Here is a 19475-nt window from a genome sequence, read left to right on the forward strand (position 1 = left end):
GTTCAGAATGTGAACGCTGCAAATAGAGAGCGGAAACTTGCAAATAGAACGGGGAAAGCTGCAAATAGCTAGCTGGATTCTGCAAATAGAAGAACTGCATACTGAACAGGAAACGGCTCACATAGTAGAGTTGCAAATAGAACCGGAGAATCTGCAAATAGAACGGACGGAGCTGCAAATAGAAGGCAGGATCCTGCAAATAGCAGGCTGGATCCTGCAAATAGCAGGCTGGATCCTGCAAATAGCAGGCTGGATCCTGCAAAAAGACGAACTGGATACTGAACAGGAACCGGCACACATAGTAGATTTGCAAATAGAACCGGGGAATCTGCAAATAGAACGGAGTAAGCTGCAAATAGCAGCCTTCATTCTGCAAATAGAACTTTAAAATTGCAAATAGCAAGCTGATTCCTGCAAATAGAGGAGCAGCATGAGATACGGAAATAGTATTCGATAATCAACTTGCAAATAGAATCATTGATTTTGCAAATGGAACCGGGAAATTGCAAATAGATGCAGGCTTGCCGCAAATAGCCAAACTCCTCACCAAATAAAAAAGCCGCAAAAGCGCATCCAAACGCTTTCGCAGCTCCGTTTAAGGAAAATAGATATCAAGACGATTCTTATCTCTCCGCATAATATAGTAATTCTGAAAATCCTCGCCTATCATTATGTCACGATACTTCTTCGAGTTGAGGGTTACAATCCGTTTTTTATTTTTAATAAAGTAAATCGTCCCATGATGGACATAAATTTCATTAAAGCTAATCCCATCCCGATCGATAAGTTCGTCTTCATAATAGTAATTTAAAATAACATGCCTGTTCTTGTAATCACACAAAATAGTCAGATCTCTCACTTGTTTTTCCATACCCTCAAAACATACCCCCCGCATCCGCATTGATCGATGAATTGAGTGTCCACTTTATTTCCGAAGTATATGAGCAGTGCTTCAGTTAGGTAGTTATCGGGATTTCCTAATTCAGCTGGTGTAACTATATTGACATAATTCCCTTTAGCTGTCTGGCTGACTGCCGCCATCGCATCGTTGATCAGAAGCTCCACATCACTAGCATAATTACCATGCTCAAGTGAAATAGACCAGTTCTTTTCCATATTAGCACCTCAATTCAGCCTAATTATAAATTATTTCAATGGAAAAATTTGTGAGTTGTATCACTATTCGGGGGATTTTTCATAAATACGGTGTCTTTTATTTCTTTTAAAAGAAAGGTTCATTCTGGAGAGTAATCTTGATGCTGCATACGGGGAGGGGATATGGGTGAATGAGCGGAATTCCGAGTTGGTAATTGACGGCTTAATAAGCCGAAAGTAGTCTTGGACTGCGGCCTCATGGGCTAAGGGAGAGGAAAATAAACACATTGGACAGTGCCATTTCCCCCAATGGAAAATCATCGGAAGGGATGTGCATTTAGGACAGCTGACACCAGTTAGAATTTCTTCAGCTGAGACATCGAATTGCTCGAGAATCTCGGATTGTGCAGGAGTATGTTTTTTTAACAAAGTCCGGCACAGCTTCCGAATCTCCTTAGAGTCAGTTTTTTCATGAGGGAACTTATTTTCAATGCCATTCATTTTGGATAAAAGGTGATGAGAGTGTAAGACTTTCTTAGATATTTGCAGCGGATCTGTCTCTGCCTTAATTATGGTGGAAGGATGGCTGATTACAACTAAAAAATCAAGAGGAATGCGAGGGAATCCATTAAGATCAAGCCAGTTTCTAAACTGGTTCGTCTGATGCCGGGCTTGTGAAATGGGGTCTGGAAATCCTTCTTCTTTGTCGTTTTGGATGCGGATGACCTGCTGGAAATGAGGGTTGAAAAACAAGGTGCCTGTCCAATTTTTAACTTCTAATATGAGTCCGAAGTTTGCAGTGAGCAGCAAGGCATCGATTTGGAAGAATTGCGATCCGTTTGATAACCGCAAATCATGAAAAATCCAATACTTTTTAGGTTCAAGAAAGCTTAAGTAATAGGATAATCTTTCTTCTCCCTTATATCCTGCGCTTCTCTTTTTATATTCGGAGATCACTTTCTCACGTGCGGGGTGCTGTTCAGGGATTCGTCTTACCAACGCTTCAAGCTGGAGGTTTATTTCGGGGACTTTCAGGCTTTTACTAATCAAGTATAGCTCTCCTTTCTGTGTTTCCTTAGTTATTTTCGATATAAATGGTCTATATCCCTCTTTTAGACGGGATTCTATTTGCAGATTTTCATGCTCTATTTGCACAAAATCCCATTCTATTTGCAAAATCCCCGATCTATTTGCAGCCTTCCCCACTCAATTTGCAAAGTTCACATTCGACAAAATTCGGGTGGTGCCTGTCACTAGGAAATTTCTCCAATTAAATGATAATATAGTATCAGGGAGGGTGATGTATGAGAAAAGTTTTGTTTTTTGTTTTTGCAGCCCTGGTTTTGGCCGCTTTGAGCGGGTGCAATAAGGAGATTAAGCCGCAGGATCGCTTTTCGCAGTATGTGGAGCACTGGAATAAGCAGGAGTTTGAGAAGATGTATGAATTTCTGTCGAAGGATGCGAAGCAGTCAATCAGCAAAAAGGATTTTGCAGCACGTTATGAAAAGGTTTATAAGGATTTAGAGATAGATAATCTGAAGGTAACATACAAGCCGGATATGGAAAAGGAATACAAAAAAGAAGAGAAGGCGAGTTTTCCTTTTTCAGCAAGCATGGACAGTGCTGCCGGCAAGATTGAGTTTACCCATGATGCCAAGCTTGTAAAGGAAAAAGCGAAAGAGGAAGACAATTGGTTTGTTGCCTGGGATACGACTTATATTTTCCCGGAGCTGGGGCCAGAGGATAAAATCAGCTATTCCACTGTTCCGGCGCAGCGCGGAGATATTGTGGACCGGACAGGTGATCCGCTTGCTTTAAATGGCACCCTTTATGAAATCGGTGTCGTGCCTGAACAGATGGGTGACCAGAAGGAACAGACCATCAAAGGTTTGTCTGCAGCATTGGGAATGTCTGAAGAGCAGGTTAATAAAAGCTTGAACGCGAGCTGGGTACAGCCTGGCTATTTTGTTCCTATTAAAAAGGTGTCCCCGGATGATCAGGAAACGCTCAGCAAGGTGTTCACACTAAAAGGCGTCCTGAAGCAGGATATCAAAGGCAGAGTCTATCCAATGGGTGAGTCAGCAGCCCATCTTATCGGATATGTTGGAACAATTACAGCAGATGAAATGAAGGAGCGTAAAGGTTATTCGAGCAACGATATCATTGGAAAAAGAGGGCTTGAACAGGTCCTTGAAGAACGATTAAAAGGGTCGAACGGAATCAAAATCGGCATCCAAAAGAAAGATGGTTCTGAAGCAGTTCTCGCTGAAAAGCCGGTAGAGAACGGTGAAACAATTCAGCTTACCATCGATATGAACCTGCAGAGAGATCTTTACACCGAGCTGGGAGGAAAACCGGGAACAGCAGCAGCGATTGATCCGGTGACCGGAAATACACTGGCGCTCGTCAGCAGCCCGAGCTTTGACCCGAACCAGGCGTCACTCGGCTTTACCGCGGATGAGTGGAACGCGATTGAAGCGAATAAGGACATGCCTCTTCTGACACGCTTCAAGCAAACCTATGCGCCAGGTTCCGTGATGAAGCCGCTGACAGCAGCAATCGGACTGACAGAGGGGACATTAACACTTGATGAAACAATTAATGTCAAAGGTCTCCAATGGCAGAAGGACAGTTCCTGGGGCGGCTATAAAGTCACACGTGTCAAAGATCCAGGCGGACCGGTTAACTTTGAAAAAGCAATGATGTATTCGGATAATATCTATTTTGCCCAGCAGGCTCTTGAACTGGGAAAAGAAAAATTCTCAGCCGGACTCAAGAAATTCGCGTTTGAGGAGGAAATTCCATACGCGTTCCCGCTGGAACAATCCAAGATTGGCGGCCTTGACACTGAAATCCTGCTCGCTGATTCGGGCTACGGCCAGGGTCAGGTGGAAATGAGCATTGTCCATCTTGCAGCATCCTACACACCTTTCATCAACAAAGGCTCCATGATTAAACCTGTTCTCCTGGATGAAGAGGAAAAGGGACAGGTGCTGAAGGAAGCTATCATGAGTGAAGAAACAGCCGGCACGGTGGCAGCCGCAATGGCTAAAGTCATCCAGGACCCAAGCGGAACAGGCCGTGCGGCTTATATGAAAGATTACCCGCTGGCCGGGAAAACCGGAACAGCCGAGCTGAAGAAAAGTGCGGATGAAAAAGGCCAGGAAAATGGTCTGTTTGTTGCCTACAACCCACAATCTCCTAAGCTGCTCATCGCGATGATGATAGAGGGTGTTGAAAAAAGCGGCGGGTCAAAAGTGGTCGTGGAGAAAGTAAAGAAGGTATTTGAGGAGCATAAAGGGCGGTTTTAAGAATAGGGTCTGCATCCATAGGGTGCAGGCCTTTTTATGCCCGGCGAAATAGTATAGGCCTGCTGCGAACCTTGTACTGTCCTGCAAATAGATTGCCTGATACTGCAAATAGCCAGTATGATCTTGCAATTAGATATCTAATCTAGCAAATAGAATTCTAAATTTGGCAAATAGAAGAGAAAAACTTGCAAATAGAAGAGAAAAACTTGCAAATAGAAGAGAAAAACTTGCAAATAGAAGAGAAAACTTGCAAATAGAGGAAGTTTCGTATCCGCTGGGCATATATATTTATCAAAAGTATAAATATTTTAAGATTTTATCGAAAATTATTGAAATGAATAGTCGAAAAGTCTTATTATAAAAGTATCGAAAAACAAATAGTCGGCAAACTTATTGAAAAATAAGGACGCAAAGCCACGAGTCTAAGGTCATGAACTATGATAGTCGGGTTGCAGGTGTAATTGGGGTCGAAAAATTGACTCCAAATTCACTGTAACCGGAAATCAGGTCTGCCTTATAGCAGGCCTCTTTGCTGTTTGAAGGTTTGCTGATAATAAGATAGGGAAACGGATAAATGACTGAAAAATCTAATAATAGGAGGCGGTAGATTAATGGATGTAATATTTGGAACTGTAGAGTACTTTGAAAAAGAGATAAAAGCTTATCTGGCAAATAATCGCGTAAAGGAATCTAAACGTGAAAGGTTGAAAGCGATTACATCCAAGCTTGAAAATGAACTGCTGTATGACTTCTCCTGCCATGAGAGATTAAGACAGGAATGCTTGAAAAACCTTTCTAAAGCATATGGAAAAATGAGACAGGGAAAGGCGGTTGCAATGTAATCAGGTTTTCTTCTAACGCTCCAGGTTGATCTTCTCGAAAGCTTCTGCAGAACAGTCCCTCCCTGCATGTTTTCATATAAAAACAGTGCATTCCCCCATCAGGAATGCACTGTTTTTAAGTTATAACCCTAAATGTCCCTTCAGCTCACCCTGCACCCGCTGCTTTTCTTCATCAGGCACAATCAAATACCAAATGTCTCCGATATACTGGCCATCGCCTTCTATGGTCAGCTGCTGAATGTTATTTCTTGTGTCTTTATAATTCTTTTGAATATCCATCATTTCTTTAAAGGTAATATCTGTTTTGACGTTTTTGCCGAGCGCTGCAAAGATGTCATCAAAACGAGTCAGGGAGCTGAAGCTCGCCCCTTTGTTAATAACACCCTGGATGACCTGCCGCTGCCTTTGCTGGCGGCCAAAATCCCCATTCGGGTCATTCTTTCTCATTCGCACATAGGATAATGCTTCGCTTCCGTTAAGGTGGATGCTTCCCTCGTTAAAATGGAATTTCCCCATGTTAAAGTCTGTTTCGTTGGTTACATCTATCCCGTTGACAGCATCCACAATATCCTTAAACCCGTCCATATTCATTTTTATATAGTAATCGATCGGGATATCCAGGAAATCTTCTACCGTATTGATGGCCATCTCAACATCACCAAAAGCGTAGGCATGATTGATTTTATCTTCCGTTCCGTGACCAATGATGTCAGTCCTCGTATCTCTGGGGATGCTCAGCATTTTTACAGATTTCAAATCCGGATTTACAGTCAGCACAATCATCGTGTCCGATCGGCCCTTGTCTCCCTTACGCTCGTCCACTCCAAGCATAAGAACCGAAAACGGCTCTCTTTCTTTTAAGGTGATCGTTTCTTCACGCTTCTTCGATTTTTCCCGCTGAATCGGCTCCTGCATCGTATCGACAGCAGAAGTCAATGAATTATATACATAAAAAGCATAAGCACCTGCACCTAATAACAATGTGATAAAAAACAGCACGATAACAATCGTCCACTTTTTCCGTCCCTTTTTGCCAGCCAAATGATTTCACCTCAAATAGAAAATCTAAATCGATAATACCACAATTAGAAGGAGAGATAGCTAAGAGGATAGGTTTTAAATTTAGTTTTGGCTGACCATGTTCAGAGCGGTTCTTGCAGTAGGTGAATATTTTTTAGCGGATAGAGGATTTCCTGTCGAGGAATGCTTCACAGAACATCACCGAAAAAGGTTTTACAATCTGTAGGATAAGATTTAGAGATAGATAATCTGAAAGAATATACAATTTGGGGAGTTAATAGATTTCAATGGATCGTGTACAAAGCAAAGAGTCTACCCGTGATTCCGAGCTTATAAAGGAAAAAATTGTTATTACGAGGGATACGATTTCAATAGAGGCAGGCACTTATTATTTAAAACAGGTTATTTAGTGCCTGCATTCATGTCATATTATCCATGCTTCCTCGCTCGGGATTGAAAGAAACTGACCGCTTCTAAAATAAACAATTTCTCCTGCATGCTTAACATCTTCCAGTTGCCAGCTTTAATTTTCATGAATAAGCCCTCCTTAATTTTAAACATTTAAGACAAGGACAAAGTTGTTAAATTCTTACTTATTTATACCGCTATTCAGAAAAAATGAAACAACAAAAATTAATGCAAATTACGACAAGGATAGATAGACAAACTATAAACATATATCTCCATATATCTACCTATTTCCCAATATTTTGATTTTGCGGTAAGATAGTATAATAAAAAGATGAATTTTTTTGGAGGATTTTTAATGGGGTATAGGGTACCGCTACTGAGAGGAATAAAAGAGCCTTATTTGATATCACATCAATTAAGAAAAGAAGAAGAGCTGGAAGGACTATGGAAGCAGGCTGTCCGGTTGCTTTTGCTTACTATACTAGTATATGGACTAAGTGCCTATTTTGGGATAGGAAGTGAATTGACAGCAAGAAGGATTACCGAAATATCCGGCAGCGAATATGAAATATATAAGCTTTTCTTTGGGATTGGCCAAGTTACATGGGGATTGTTATATACTCTTTTTATCATTTTTGTACCAGCTTTGTTTTTATGGACTCTATTGGACAGTGAATATCATAAATTAATCTCCATTCAATATATGGTTGTGTTGATACTGCTGGTCGAGAAGCTGGTGAATATTCCTTTATATATTTATATGGGGCTGAATAATGAATCTTCGTTATTTTCTTTTGGTATAATGGCTCAGGCCATAACCTCGAAAGAACTGCTAATATACTTTTTCTCTTCAATTACACTTTTTAAGATTTGGACTTTTATTCTGCAATATAAATATTTAAAGGTTATTTCAGAAAAGAGCCCCCGCTTTATTATTTTAATATTGCTTGGAATGCATTTGTTTTTTGTAATTGTGTCTGCATTGCTTTCGACTATTCATTTGGAAAAGCTGATTTAAGTGGAGGACCTTTTTATGATTTGGAAAATGAGATTACTGGGACTGGGTGTTCTGCTGTTTCTCGCTTGCAATGTAGTCTTGGTTTTCAGCAGCGATAAGATTGGCAGGACTTATTATGTGGATGATTGGACTGCTGTGAAGAAACAGGATTTGCTGGAAACGATGCCGGCAGAAGGAGTGCTGGCCCCAAAAGAGGAACAGCACGTATATTACGATAGTGCCACCGGAAAGTTTAATGGCTTTAAAGTGGAAAAGGGTGACAAAGTCCAGCCGGGAGATGCAATTTATGAATTTTCCCCTGAGGATATTACATCTGCTAAAGAGGCTTATCAAATAGAAAAAGAAAAGCTGGAAAACGAATTAGTAAGTATTGAAAAGAATATAAATGACCTTGAAATCATGAGAAGAAGCCTTGCGGCTGTTCCATCCGAAGAGAATGATCAGAACTCGGACAAGTATATGGCCCAGCTGATTCAAAAGGATATACTGGAAAAAGAAATGCAAAAAGACACGCTCGAAAGTGAAATTGGCAAGTATGAGGATTTAATAGGTGCAGCAGAAGAAAGCCTTTTGAACCTTGAGGCTGTTAGTGAAATAGCCGGGACGGTTAAAAGCATTAATCACGATCTGTCCAACCCAGTAGCAACCATTGTTTCAAATGAGCATATTGCCGAAGGCGTTTTTTCCGAAGAGGAAGTAAAAAAAGCTTCAGAAGGTATGCGGGTGTTGATTACGAATGTTAATACCGGTAAAAAGGTTAGCGGTACAATAGAAAAAGTGCTGACATATCCTGAATCAAAACCATCCCCCAAGAAAGAAAGCCGATATGCATTTAGGGCTGTACTGGATGGGGAACCTGAGAATCAAAGCATCCATGGAGAACATGTTGCTATGAAAATAATCTTGAATGAAATTAAAGGCACTCTGACCGTTCCGTCTAAAGCGGTGCGAAAATCCAATAAGGGTTCCTTTAGCTATATGATTAGGCAGGACGGAAATCTTGAAAAAAGAAAAGTTAAATCAGGAATTACAATTGCCAAAACACAGGAAATCAAGGATGGAGCATCAGCAGGAGAACTTGTACTATTGGAGCGGCCCCCATTCCTTAAATCGGGATATCCATTCATAACGCCGATAGAAATCAGCAGGATAAACAAGAAGGATTTTAAATCAGCCGGGAAGAAGAATATGCTGAAAATATCGGTAAGAGGAATAGTAGCGAACTAGCCAAAAACCAGCCACTGCGGCTGGTTTTTATTTTTGGCTCTGCTATAAATTAATTAAAACGAACGATTGTATAAATGGAATGAAGAGTTGGAGAAGGATGATAGGCAAGAGACTGTTGATGTTCGCCTTTAAACGCACTGCTTCAAATATATCGTTTGAAGTTAAAAGTAAACAAGGATTAAATAAATTGAAATTTGCTTACCTGATTCCTTCAGTTTTTAGCTCATCAATGACTTTCCTCAGAAATCTTCTGGTTTGGTCTATATCCGCAATGGTGTTGTTATCAAAATGGCTATCAGCCCAGGATGTCTTCCCGGTAGAGCGTATGAGTAACTTTCCACCCTTAATTAAGTAGTGATTGGTTTGCTTAAAATTTCTATCGGTGAAATCAGTTGTTTTCGAAAATCCCTCATTTATATCTAAGAGTTTTTGTATTACATCCTTCGTTAATCTCATGGTATAACCCTCCTCAAATTCCGATTTATAATACTCTTTTAAATAATATGCATAACCTGCTCATTCCTTTCTTGATTTCTTAATGAACTAATAAGAAAATCAGCATTCAGACTTTTTAAATTGGCTCTTTTCATATAAAATGTTGTTTTTGACCTACCAATGTTGCCCGTTGGTTTCCGCTAAAGGATGCTCACTTTCTGCTCCAATCAGGTCAGTAAATAATTCCTTGCGAAAGCAGCCTTTCAATTAAACTGATCCTCCTTACCGGAGCCAAATCTAAATAGAATGCCGAAGAAAAGAGCAGCAGCGGTAACAAGCCAGACGATTAAAAAAACGGTGCTTAGTTTTATAAAATCAGTTTTCAACGAGGAAAGTTGGTTAACATAGACGATAAAGATCAGGGGAGCAGCATTGCAAAGAAAGAAGAATAATAAGATAAATAATTTAAGAGGAGACTGATTATGAATCCTGGTGTAAATTAACAATAGGCTCATGAGCAATAAGGCTAAAGATAAAAAGGCAATTAGGTACACCATATATTGAATCCTCCATTATTAAAATGTAACTATATCATTCTTCAAATATACGTAAATTCCCTTCATATGTATGAAAAAAAGACACCCGAGAAGGTGTCTTAATAAAATCGCTTAAACCCATCAAAATGTTTTTTGTAGTAAGAGTTATTCAGATTGGTAATTTCAATGCCATTTGATGAAGCATGGATAAATTGGTTATCTCCTAAATAAAATCCCATATGAGAGATTCCCTGCTTATATGTATTCTCGAAAAATACTAAATCCCCAGGCTGCGGCTTGTCTATATAAAAGGAACGGCTGTAATAGCCTTCAGCCGAATACCTCCCCAGCTTTGAACCTGACTTATTCAAAACATAGTAGATAAACCCGCTGCAATCGAAACCTTCCGGAGTGCTTCCGCCCCATTTATAGGGAACCCCTATATGCTTCTTGGCTTCGGCCAGCAGTGACGATGCTGCTGATTGACTCTCTTTTACTTCTCCTGTTTGACTTCCATTTGTGTTTGCTCCCAGACGCAGCTTCTGTCCAATAAAAATTAAGTCGGAATTCAAATTATTCCATGTCTTGATCTGCTGGACAGTTACCTTATTTCTGGATGCAATTCCGCTTAAGGTATCACCTTTTGTTACTGCATAAAGGCTTTCTGCAGTTTGTGCCGGAGTAGGATTGGATGATGCAGTATCCTTCTGGTCAGCTGGAGAACTTACCGCATTTGAAGTTAACTTAAAGACTTGGCCAGGGTAAATCAGATGGTTTGTTAAATTATTCAGCTTCATTAAGTCATTTAAGGAAATATTATGCTGTGCAGCGATCTTCGACAGCGTATCTCCTGATTGGACAGTATATGTATTGACTGTTTCTTTTGCCGGGGCAGCTGGTGTGCTGCTTTCGGATTTAACTACCTTGCCTGGCAGCTGAAGCTTTTGGTTAATAAAAATATTGTCTGATTTTAATCCATTCAGCTTCTTAATTTCAGGGACAGAAGTGCTGTACTTTAAGGACAATTGATATAGTGTGTCCCCCTTCTTCACCACATATGCTTCAGCAGAAGCCTGTGCAGCAAACCCGGAAGATAATATGGCTGCAGCGGCAATGGATGCCATTTGTTTTTTCACGAATTAAATCACTCCTTTATGGACACTTTTGTAAGCTAATACTATCACATATATCGTCCAAAAAGAGTATGGATTTACAAACTTATACAAAAAAACGCTGAAAATTGCATGTTTGTCGAATAGTGCTTTAATCCTTATGGGGAAGTATGGCAGATGCTGTCGAACCTTGAAATTTTCTCCCCAATGAAAGAGTTATAATTGGCGTTTTTTTGAATATGAAATACATTCAGAGCCTGAGACATATATTTTCTGGCCAAAAAAAATTGTTCCTGAAGTTCATGGTTGTAGCCAATATGATAATGAAGTTCTCCTAATAAAAAGAGAAGGTCTTTCTCGATACAGGAGCGAATAGCTTCTTCACATAATAGAATGGATTGCTGATAGTTTCCAATCTTTGTATAGGCTTTGGCTAAATTATAAAGGAGTCTGCTGTGGATGGTATCATCCTGTAAAAAAATAAGTTCTTCTAAATCCTTCTTAGCCTGAAGATAAGTATCCATTGCTTCCTGATATTTGCCTTCCTCATAAAAGAAGATCCCTTTGCTCATGCGTATTTCAATTTCTCTTTCTGACCAGACTTTATCATATGTCAGCGCGATAGCCTGATCGGCCAGAACGTGGGCTTGTTCAGATTCATGATGAACATGATAGGAATAGATGGCTTTGTGCCAGAGCAGAAGCTGAAGGTTTTTTCGGTTAGTGCTGAAAAGCGGGTTTCTTTCTTCGCTCTCAACGATTTCTTTTATCATCATATAGTCGAGCTTTCTTCTGGCCAGTTTTAGCTGGGCAGCGACTTCTTGCACATAATCGAGCCTGGGTGTTGTACCGAGATCGAAGAAATAGTTTATATCCACTCCAAGACGCTTGGAAATGGAATATAATGTTGAAGCCAAAGGCAGGACATCCCCGCTTTCAATTTTGCTGATTTGCGCCTGAGTGCAAATATCCTTAGCAAGCTCCTTCTGAGATAAGCCAATAGATTTTCTGAGCTCTTTAATTTTCTTTCCAATAGCAGAAATATCCAAATGATCACCTCTATAAAATATTCTTAAAGTTATACTATGGGAAGAAAAACTTCGTTTACAAGAGTAATAAGGGTCATAGAGCGGGAAAATGGGATTAATTCCATAATCCAGGATTTCAGCAAACATGTTTTAATAATCTTATCGAGCAGTATGTTGCTTATCCGCATCAGACTAAGGAACATAGTGTCGAATGCAGATTCATGTGCATACTATTGAGGATAAACCTATGGTTTTTTTATTATCCTTTATAATCTCCAATTTTGCCGCCCTTTTTTTGGGGTGGCCTTTTTTATGTGAATTACATGCAAATGAAAAGGAGAAATGGTCAAACATATCGAATATATGAATTATGTTTGAATTAGTGCCAGCTGCTCCTGTCAGGTAAGAAACAGCTTTACAGCCTGCCTAAAATGCACTGTTAATTATGTACAGTATTATACTATCTTATAATAAAATAGAACTATTACTATATTAAGCGAGGGAATAACAATGAATTTAAGTGAATATTTAATTGGTGATAGTCTTAAATCGTTCCGTCAATATAAAAATATAAGTGTAAAGGAACTGGCAGACGGAATCTGTTCAGAGGATGAGCTGCTTTCATATGAACGTGAAAAGTCATACCCAAGCCTGGAAACATTAAACCAATTAGCCAATAAATTAAATATTGATCTTACCTATTTTTTTAATATCGCGTCAAAGTCATCCATTAATTATTCTACTGCTGTCATGCAAATCATAAATAAATATAAGCGGAAGTGGAATTATCAGGCCATATATGAAATTGTTCAAAAAGAATTAAATAACCCAATCTTTCAGCCTGCCATGCTAAAGCAATTCCTTGTCTGGCATCAGGGCATAAGTGTATTTTATCTGGAAAAGGATTTTGAAAAAGCGATAAATATTCTCCATGGCGCATTGGATCTAACCAATGAAAAAAGAGAGAACCTCACAGAGAGGGAAGTCGAGATTCTGACCAGTATTGCTATCTTATATAAAGATACCGGGCGATATGAAGAAGCGATTAATCTATTTAAAAAAGCGCTTGGCGATATGGAGAAGTTGCCTCATATTCTGGAATCAAGAGGGAAGGTAAGGGTTTTATTTGGGTTATCACAAGCATTAACAGAGATGGGCGATTTTGAGGAATCCTTGTACTACTGTGAAAAGGGAATAGAAATCTGCATTCATGAAGAAATAATGTACTTATTCGCAAACCTGCATTATCAATCGGGCGAAAACCTCATTAAATTAGGACAAAAAGAAAAAGGGCAGGAATATATATTAAAGTCTATCTATATTCTCCGATTGCAGCAGAATGAAAATTTTATTCAAATCGTGGAGAAAGAGATGGAAAAATTATTAAATACATGATAAAATTTACAATAAATATAGGTTCCGGGAGGGATTAATTGTAATGAAAAAATTACTTTTAGCTAGTGTGTTAGCCTTAGGGGTGGCTGCAGCAGGTTCATCTTTTAATGCAGAGGCTGGAATTCCATCAGAACATAGCCCGGCGAAAAGCGTAGAGTTAGCAGGAATTCCTTCTGAACACAGTCCTTCATTCTCTGTCATGGGGATTCCTTCAGAACATTAATTAGAAGAGAAATATCAGGGAGGCGGGGTAATTCCCGCTTTTTTTTATTTAATAGAGAAAAAGCGCTGAACTGCAGTTGATCAGATAACTGCAGTTCAGCGCTTTTTACATTTTCAGGATGATAGCAAGACTTTTGTACTGAGTTTAATTTACTGATTAAAAACGACTATAAAAAGGATAGTTTAACCATTATTTTGTATCCTTTATATGGAGATTTTTATAATAAAGTTGCATTTGAACTATGAATTGGAAACAATTACTAGGTTTATTAGTGAAAAAATTGTAAAAACGGCCTAGAATTTAGTAGAATTATGTATTATTATAGGATTACAAGAATGATTTGGTAATTTATCCATATCATTCTCCATTTGTTTATATTGAACTATATATTTGCATTAATTGCTAATGGAGTTTATTATTTACAGATGGAACTAGTATAATAGTTGTTAAGATTGTTAGTCATTGGAAAATGTTTAAAAATACATAGATCCTTCCAATGAACTACTTTTAATAATGAAAGGGGAACTAGCGAAAATGAGTAAAAAGAAAGCAATTAAGATTGCTGCAGCTTCAGCAATCGCAGCTTCATCATTCGCAGCCATCGCACCAGCACAAGCTGATGCAGCTTCTCGAAACGGAAGTGAAAAAAGCTGTCGAGTATGCAAAATATAAAATGTGGCTTCCGTACAAAGAATTCTCTAAAACAGGAGAAAACCCTGGGAAAGAGCCGGTATGGGCAGGCACAGTTCAAAAGCTAATTGACGAAGCACATGCTGAAAAAGCGAAAGCGCAAAAGCTTCTTGATGGTTACAAAGGAAGCGATAAAGCAAAGCTTCAAGCTACCCTTAATGAAAATGCGAAATTCGTCCAAAATGCTCAAGAATACATCTACGCTAGATGGTTCGGAGATGACCTTCTTGGCAAGCATGACTGGGATGGCGCTGTAAAAGACGCTCTTGCTGGAAACCTTGAAGATATTACGGATCAAGGTAAAAAAGGCGAAGATTACACTTCTATTGAAGATTTAAATAACCTATACTTCGATTTCGACAAGGAAATCAATGCGGCAAGAAAGCAAATCGACAAAGTATGGGGAGCAGACAACCGCTCGGTACTTAAGGGCTACTTCACTGCACCAGCTTACAAGCAACATGCTGTAAAGCTTAAAGATGCTGCCTGGGCTGTTCATTTCACAGAAAAAGCTGAATGGTGGTTAGACAACTCTGAGGAGTCTGAAAACTTCTTGGCAAATGCTAAAAACCACTTAGAAACAGCTCAAAAGCACCTTGATAAAGTAGAAGATTCAGAGCTTAAAGATCTTGTTGTAGCATACTTCGATGAAATCACTGAAAGAGTTGCAGAACTTGAAGTTCCTGCTGTTAAAGAAGTAAGTGCAATTGAAGATATCAAGATAACTGAAGGCGAAAAAGTAGAACTTCCAGAAAAAGTTGAAGTCACTTACGAAGATGATACTACTGAAGAAGTGGCTGTAACTTGGAATGCTGATGAGTTCGACTTCTCTAAGCCAGGAACTTATGAACTAACTGGTACAATTGAAGGAACAGAACTTACTGCTTCTGTAAAGGTTGTTGTTGAGGCAGCTCTTCCTGAAGTTGTTGAGGTAAGTGCGATTACTAAAACAGATGTAACTGTTACATTAGGAGCTGCTCCAGCTGCTGAATTAACAAATGCTGATGCTTCTAAATTTGAAGTTAAAGTTGGCTCTGAGGCTGTTTCAGTTACAGGAGTTGCTAAAGTTGCTACTGACCTAACTGGCAAAACATACAAATTGACTGTTGCTCTTGACAAAAAAGAAGGCAAAGTTGCAGTTAATGGTAAAGAATCAGCAACGTTTGACTTCAAAGGACCAGAAGTTGCTACTGTAACTCCACTTTCTGATCGTATCCTAGAGGTTAAATTCTCAGAAGATGTTAACCAAGGTTTAGCACAACTTCAAGCTAACTATGCAATTGTTGAATCTGGTACAGCTAACCTAACAGGTGTGAGCGGTATTCAGGTAATCGATGCTAAAACTGTACGCGTTACAACAAGTGCTGCGTTAACTGACGGAAAGAGCTACACATTAACAGTTAATAACCAACAAGACGTTTCAGCTAATAAAAACACAAATGTTTCATCTTCCAAAGCATTTACAGCTGCAAAAGATACAGTTAAACCAACAATCGTATCTGCAGTAGCTAAAGATGCTAACAAAATTGAAGTGACTTTAAGCGAAGAGTTAAAGTCAACTGCAATTACAGCAGTCGTTAAGCCTTATAACACTGATGGTACTCTTGGTACTCAATATGCAGTTGATTCTGTTGAAATAAGTGGCAAAGTAGCAACAATCACTTTAGATACAGCATCTCTAGAGAATAACAAGCAGTACAATGTTGCTCTAACTGGTGGAGCAGATTTATCTGATAATGCTATTGCAGATAATCAAAATACCAATTTCACTGGAGTAAGAGATGATATCGCTCCTCTTGTTACTGGACAAGAATTTAAAGATGGTAAATTAACAATCAACTTTAGTGAGGCAGTAAATAACTTGGGTACAGAAGGTAACTTCTATGTGTTCAGATCTGCAACAGGTCTTCCTGTATTAGTAAATACTGCTACACCAAGTGAAGATAATAAATCCGTTACTTTGGAATTCACTACTCCATTAGTTTCTGCAACAACTTATTCAGTAACATTAACTGGAAACACTACTACTGGAATCTACGATAAAGCAATTACACCAAATGCTTTAAGAGATAATTCAGTAATCCAATTTACTACACCAGCTGCTGCACCAACAAAAGTTCAATTATCAGGAGCTGCTCAGCCTGCTGAAGCTGCGATTGATGGTAAGACAGTTGTACTTTCTTTCAATACAGAATTGGTGAAAGCTGAAGCTGAAAATGTGAGCAATTACTCAATCGCTTCAGTTGCTGATGCTTCTAAAACTCTTGCAGTTACTAAAGCTGTTTATAATGCAGATGCAAGAACAGTAACTTTGACTACTGCAGCACAAGAAGAAGGTACAAATAACTATGAAGTAGTTGTAGCAGGTTTATCAAACCTTGACGCAGCATATACAAAAGCTAGATTTAGCGGTGAAGATAAAGTTGCTCCAACTTTAACTGGTGTTAATGCGCTAAATGAAAAAACTGTAGACCTTGAATTTGATCAAGTTATTGATGGAGACCAATCTGGTGCTACGATTGCAATCGTTGAAAAAGGAACTGCAAATGTAATTACTAAAGATTCAGTAGAAGAGTTTGAAAAGAAGGTTCGCCTAGGCTTTGACGCTGGAAAATTAGTAAATGGAAAAACTTACACAATTACTGTAACAGGTGTTGTGGATGCAAACGGTAATACTTCTGCAGCAAAAACTTATGACTTCACTGTACGTGAAGACAAAACTGCTGCACAACTTACTGGCGTAACAGTTGTTAATGAAGGAAAAGTTGTTCTTCAGTTCAATGAAGAATTGAAAGCTGCTGGTACAATCGGTAACTATGCAATTAAACAAGGTACTACTGATGTAAGTCTTACTGACTTAGAAGCGTCCCTGAACCCGCAAGATAAAACACAAGTTGTTATCGAAGGTGCTGATGGTGCTGTAGCATTCTTAGAAAATGGTAAATCATATACTGTAACTGTAACAGGTGGCGTTAAAGATCTTAACGATAATGTTATAGGTACTGCGAGCTATACATTCACAGGGGTTAAAGATGTTGTAAAACCTCAATTAGTCAGTGCTACTGCTACCGAAGATAATAAGGTAGAATTAACTTTCAGTGAAGAACTTGCTGCATTCGGTGATGAAACTGATTACCTAATCACAGATGTAAACACTGGATTACCACTAGCTATTGATTCTGTAGGACCGGTTGAGGATAATGCTAAGAAAGTTCTAATCACTTTAGATGGTGCTAAAACAGAACTTGGTAAGCAGTATCGAGTATACATTAAAGATGAGGCAGCTATTTCTGACAAAGCAGTGGTAGCAAATCACCTTGACACAACTAAACGTGCAGCAGTATTTAATGGTGTAGATACTACTAAAGTGACAGTAACTGGTGCAACTTTATTGGATGCAAGCACTCTAAAAGTGACATTCAGTGAAAAAGTTAATGCTGGAACAGTATCTGCTTCAGACTTCGTAGTTAACGGTGGAGATGTTTCTTCCGTAACAGTTTCCGAAAATGGTGAATCTGCTACATTGAAACTAGCTACTAAATTGACTTCGACCTCTGTTGATGGTATCACTTTCGATTTGAAAACTGGTGAATCAATTGCTGACCCATCTGGTAACAAGTTAGAAAAAGGTGAAGATCCACTTAGCGAAGGGTTAGTAATCGCTGACGAGGCTGCACCAACATTAGTATCTTACAAAATTACTGATACTGATAAAATTACTTTAACTTTCTCTGAATCTGCAAAAGCAATTGATGCAGTGACAGCTGGAAATACAATTGCTTCAATTGCTCAGGTTTATGGTAGCGTTATTGAGTCTATTGATGATGTCGATGGTAAAGTTGTTATCACAACAACAGCGGCTATTTCTGGAACTCCTACTATTGAGCTTAAAGCTGGTCAAACTGTAATTACTGATGCAGCTGGTAACAAGTATGCTGGAAATGACATTAAGGTATTAGTTGTTGACCAACAATCTGTTGACCAAGCTGAAGCAGTACGTGCATTTAACGCAGAAGTAGAACGCGTTGCAGGATTAAATCTAGTTGAAGCAGACTATACAGTAGCTAGCTGGACTGAATTAGAAACTGCCATAACTTTTGATGTAACAGGTAAAACTACAGCACAAATTAATGAGGCTACAGCAGCAATCACTTCCGCACAGGAAGCATTAGTAACAAAATACTCTGTAGCTGTGGAAGCATTTAACGCAGAAGTAGAACGCGTTGCAGGATTAAATCTAGTTGAAGCAGACTATACAGTAGCTAGCTGGACTGAATTAGAAACTGCCTTAGCTTTTGATGTAACAGGTAAAACTGTAACAGAAGTTGAAGAAGCTACAACGGCAATCACATTAGCACATGCAGGTTTAGTTACTAACTTATCAGTAGTAGAAGAACAAGCTGATCTAGTGACAGATTTAGTTATTTCTAGTCCAGCCCAAGTTGAATTGCCAACTGCTGCTAATGATGTAGTGGTAACATTCGATGCTGCTAATGGTACAGTCGCAGCTATTGCTGATAATGGTGCTGTAACACCTGCAGCTGCTGGACAAACAGAAACTCTTACTTTAAATGTTAACTTTACATTAGGTACTGCTGAAGTAACAAAATCATTTGATGTAACAATTGATGAGAATGGTGCAGTTTCTGTAGAACCAACAGCTACACCGGTTGTATAATCTCCCGTTAAGGTGCATTTCATTCTTGGAAAGCCTGTGGAGAGAAATCTCTGCGGAGCTTTTCTTATAAAAAAATTTTCATATTAAAGCACTTACACCCTATAATTGAACGTTAATGCATTGATCTCCCTTAATGCATAATTATAGGGTGTGAAAAGAAAACAGAGAGTTATATAGCTCTCTGTTTTTCTATTTCAGGTTTAGGTGCCTGTCACTCCCCGAATATTGTCGAAAAGCTCTATGGAGAGAAATCTCTGCAGAGCTTTTCCTATAAAACCATAAAACAGAAACTACTTACACCCTATAGTTGGACGTTAATGCATTGACTCCCTTCATGCATAATTATAGGGTGTAAAAGGAAACAGAGAGTCTTCTTCAGCTCTCTGTTTTGTGCGCTTGGCAGCGCTTTTCTCTAACGGGTGGAAGTCCCGAACACGCCGATGTGGCGGAAGTG

At 39.0% G+C, this 19475-nt stretch carries 17 protein-coding genes and 1 riboswitch; of the genes, 10 read left to right on the forward strand and 7 right to left on the reverse strand.

Translation table 11 applies throughout. From position 1 onward, the window contains the following. Positions 1–37: 37 nt before the first annotated feature. A complete protein-coding gene (locus tag LLY41_RS02540) occupies positions 38–388 on the forward strand; it encodes a hypothetical protein (RefSeq protein WP_304586822.1) in 351 nt (116 codons plus the stop codon). Positions 389–595: 207 nt separating this feature from the next. Here LLY41_RS02540 and LLY41_RS02545 read toward each other — a convergent pair whose 3' ends face one another. From LLY41_RS02545 to LLY41_RS02555, 3 genes are all read right to left on the reverse strand, one after another. Next, positions 596–871, reverse strand: a complete 276-nt coding sequence (locus tag LLY41_RS02545; protein ID WP_304586823.1) for a hypothetical protein — start codon at positions 869–871, stop codon at positions 596–598. Beyond that, positions 856–1116 carry a CGCGG family putative rSAM-modified RiPP protein gene (locus tag LLY41_RS02550; protein WP_304586824.1) on the reverse strand — a complete coding sequence of 87 codons (261 nt, stop codon included), beginning with the start codon at positions 1114–1116 and terminating at the stop codon, positions 856–858. The genes LLY41_RS02545 and LLY41_RS02550 overlap by 16 nt, the downstream gene beginning before the upstream one ends. A gap of 63 nt (positions 1117–1179) precedes the next feature. After that, on the reverse strand, positions 1180–2145 hold the full coding sequence (locus tag LLY41_RS02555; protein ID WP_304586825.1) for a nuclease-related domain-containing protein: 966 nt from the start codon (positions 2143–2145) through the stop codon (positions 1180–1182). A 254-nt stretch (positions 2146–2399) separates the two neighbouring features. Between LLY41_RS02555 and LLY41_RS02560 the strand changes: the two genes are divergently transcribed. Together LLY41_RS02560 and LLY41_RS02565 are read left to right on the forward strand one after the other, a co-directional pair. Next, complete coding sequence (locus tag LLY41_RS02560) at positions 2400–4406, forward strand: penicillin-binding transpeptidase domain-containing protein (protein WP_304586826.1); 2007 nt, start codon at positions 2400–2402, stop codon at positions 4404–4406. Between the two features lie 373 nt (positions 4407–4779). Continuing rightward, positions 4780–4863: riboswitch (cyclic di-GMP riboswitch) on the forward strand. A 154-nt stretch (positions 4864–5017) separates the two neighbouring features. Beyond that, positions 5018–5248, forward strand: coding sequence for a hypothetical protein (locus LLY41_RS02565; RefSeq protein WP_304586827.1), 231 nt, complete (start codon positions 5018–5020; stop codon positions 5246–5248). A gap of 120 nt (positions 5249–5368) precedes the next feature. On the opposite strand, the gene tagU is transcribed toward LLY41_RS02565, so the two are convergent. Further along, positions 5369–6289 carry a polyisoprenyl-teichoic acid--peptidoglycan teichoic acid transferase TagU gene (gene tagU / locus LLY41_RS02570; RefSeq protein WP_304586828.1) on the reverse strand — a complete coding sequence of 307 codons (921 nt, stop codon included), beginning with the start codon at positions 6287–6289 and terminating at the stop codon, positions 5369–5371. Positions 6290–6555: 266 nt separating this feature from the next. Between tagU and LLY41_RS02575 the strand changes: the two genes are divergently transcribed. The 3 genes from LLY41_RS02575 (at position 6556) to LLY41_RS02585 (ending at position 8924) form a co-directional block, all read left to right on the forward strand. Then, positions 6556–6678 carry a hypothetical protein gene (locus LLY41_RS02575; RefSeq protein ID WP_304586829.1) on the forward strand — a complete coding sequence of 41 codons (123 nt, stop codon included), beginning with the start codon at positions 6556–6558 and terminating at the stop codon, positions 6676–6678. 356 nt (positions 6679–7034) lie between these two features. Next, a complete protein-coding gene (locus LLY41_RS02580; RefSeq protein WP_304586830.1) occupies positions 7035–7697 on the forward strand; it encodes a hypothetical protein in 663 nt (220 codons plus the stop codon). A gap of 15 nt (positions 7698–7712) precedes the next feature. Beyond that, on the forward strand, positions 7713–8924 hold the full coding sequence (locus LLY41_RS02585) for an efflux RND transporter periplasmic adaptor subunit (RefSeq protein WP_304586831.1): 1212 nt from the start codon (positions 7713–7715) through the stop codon (positions 8922–8924). Between the two features lie 198 nt (positions 8925–9122). Here LLY41_RS02585 and LLY41_RS02590 read toward each other — a convergent pair whose 3' ends face one another. From LLY41_RS02590 to LLY41_RS02600, 3 genes are all read right to left on the reverse strand, one after another. Further along, positions 9123–9380 carry a hypothetical protein gene (locus LLY41_RS02590; RefSeq protein ID WP_304586832.1) on the reverse strand — a complete coding sequence of 86 codons (258 nt, stop codon included), beginning with the start codon at positions 9378–9380 and terminating at the stop codon, positions 9123–9125. A gap of 634 nt (positions 9381–10014) precedes the next feature. Continuing rightward, positions 10015–11031 carry a C40 family peptidase gene (locus tag LLY41_RS02595; protein ID WP_304586833.1) on the reverse strand — a complete coding sequence of 339 codons (1017 nt, stop codon included), beginning with the start codon at positions 11029–11031 and terminating at the stop codon, positions 10015–10017. A 134-nt stretch (positions 11032–11165) separates the two neighbouring features. Then, on the reverse strand, positions 11166–12056 hold the full coding sequence (locus LLY41_RS02600; RefSeq protein ID WP_304586834.1) for a helix-turn-helix domain-containing protein: 891 nt from the start codon (positions 12054–12056) through the stop codon (positions 11166–11168). Positions 12057–12545: 489 nt separating this feature from the next. Between LLY41_RS02600 and LLY41_RS02605 the strand changes: the two genes are divergently transcribed. The 4 genes from LLY41_RS02605 (at position 12546) to LLY41_RS02620 (ending at position 19021) form a co-directional block, all read left to right on the forward strand. After that, positions 12546–13430: a helix-turn-helix domain-containing protein gene (locus tag LLY41_RS02605; RefSeq protein WP_304586835.1), complete on the forward strand. Its 885-nt coding sequence runs from the start codon at positions 12546–12548 to the stop codon at positions 13428–13430. 43 nt (positions 13431–13473) lie between these two features. Further along, positions 13474–13653 (forward strand): hypothetical protein, encoded by a 180-nt coding sequence (locus tag LLY41_RS02610; protein WP_304586836.1) that lies wholly within the window; start codon positions 13474–13476, stop codon positions 13651–13653. Between the two features lie 534 nt (positions 13654–14187). Next, entirely contained in the window at positions 14188–14325 is a 138-nt protein-coding gene (locus LLY41_RS02615; protein WP_304586837.1) for a hypothetical protein, read from the forward strand. Beyond that, a complete protein-coding gene (locus tag LLY41_RS02620) occupies positions 14294–19021 on the forward strand; it encodes an Ig-like domain-containing protein (RefSeq protein ID WP_304586838.1) in 4728 nt (1575 codons plus the stop codon). Before LLY41_RS02615 ends, LLY41_RS02620 begins: the two co-directional genes overlap by 32 nt. Positions 19022–19475 lie beyond the last annotated feature (454 nt).

The organism is Cytobacillus firmus, assembly GCF_023612095.1.
Lineage (GTDB): Bacteria > Bacillota > Bacilli > Bacillales > Cytobacillaceae > Cytobacillus.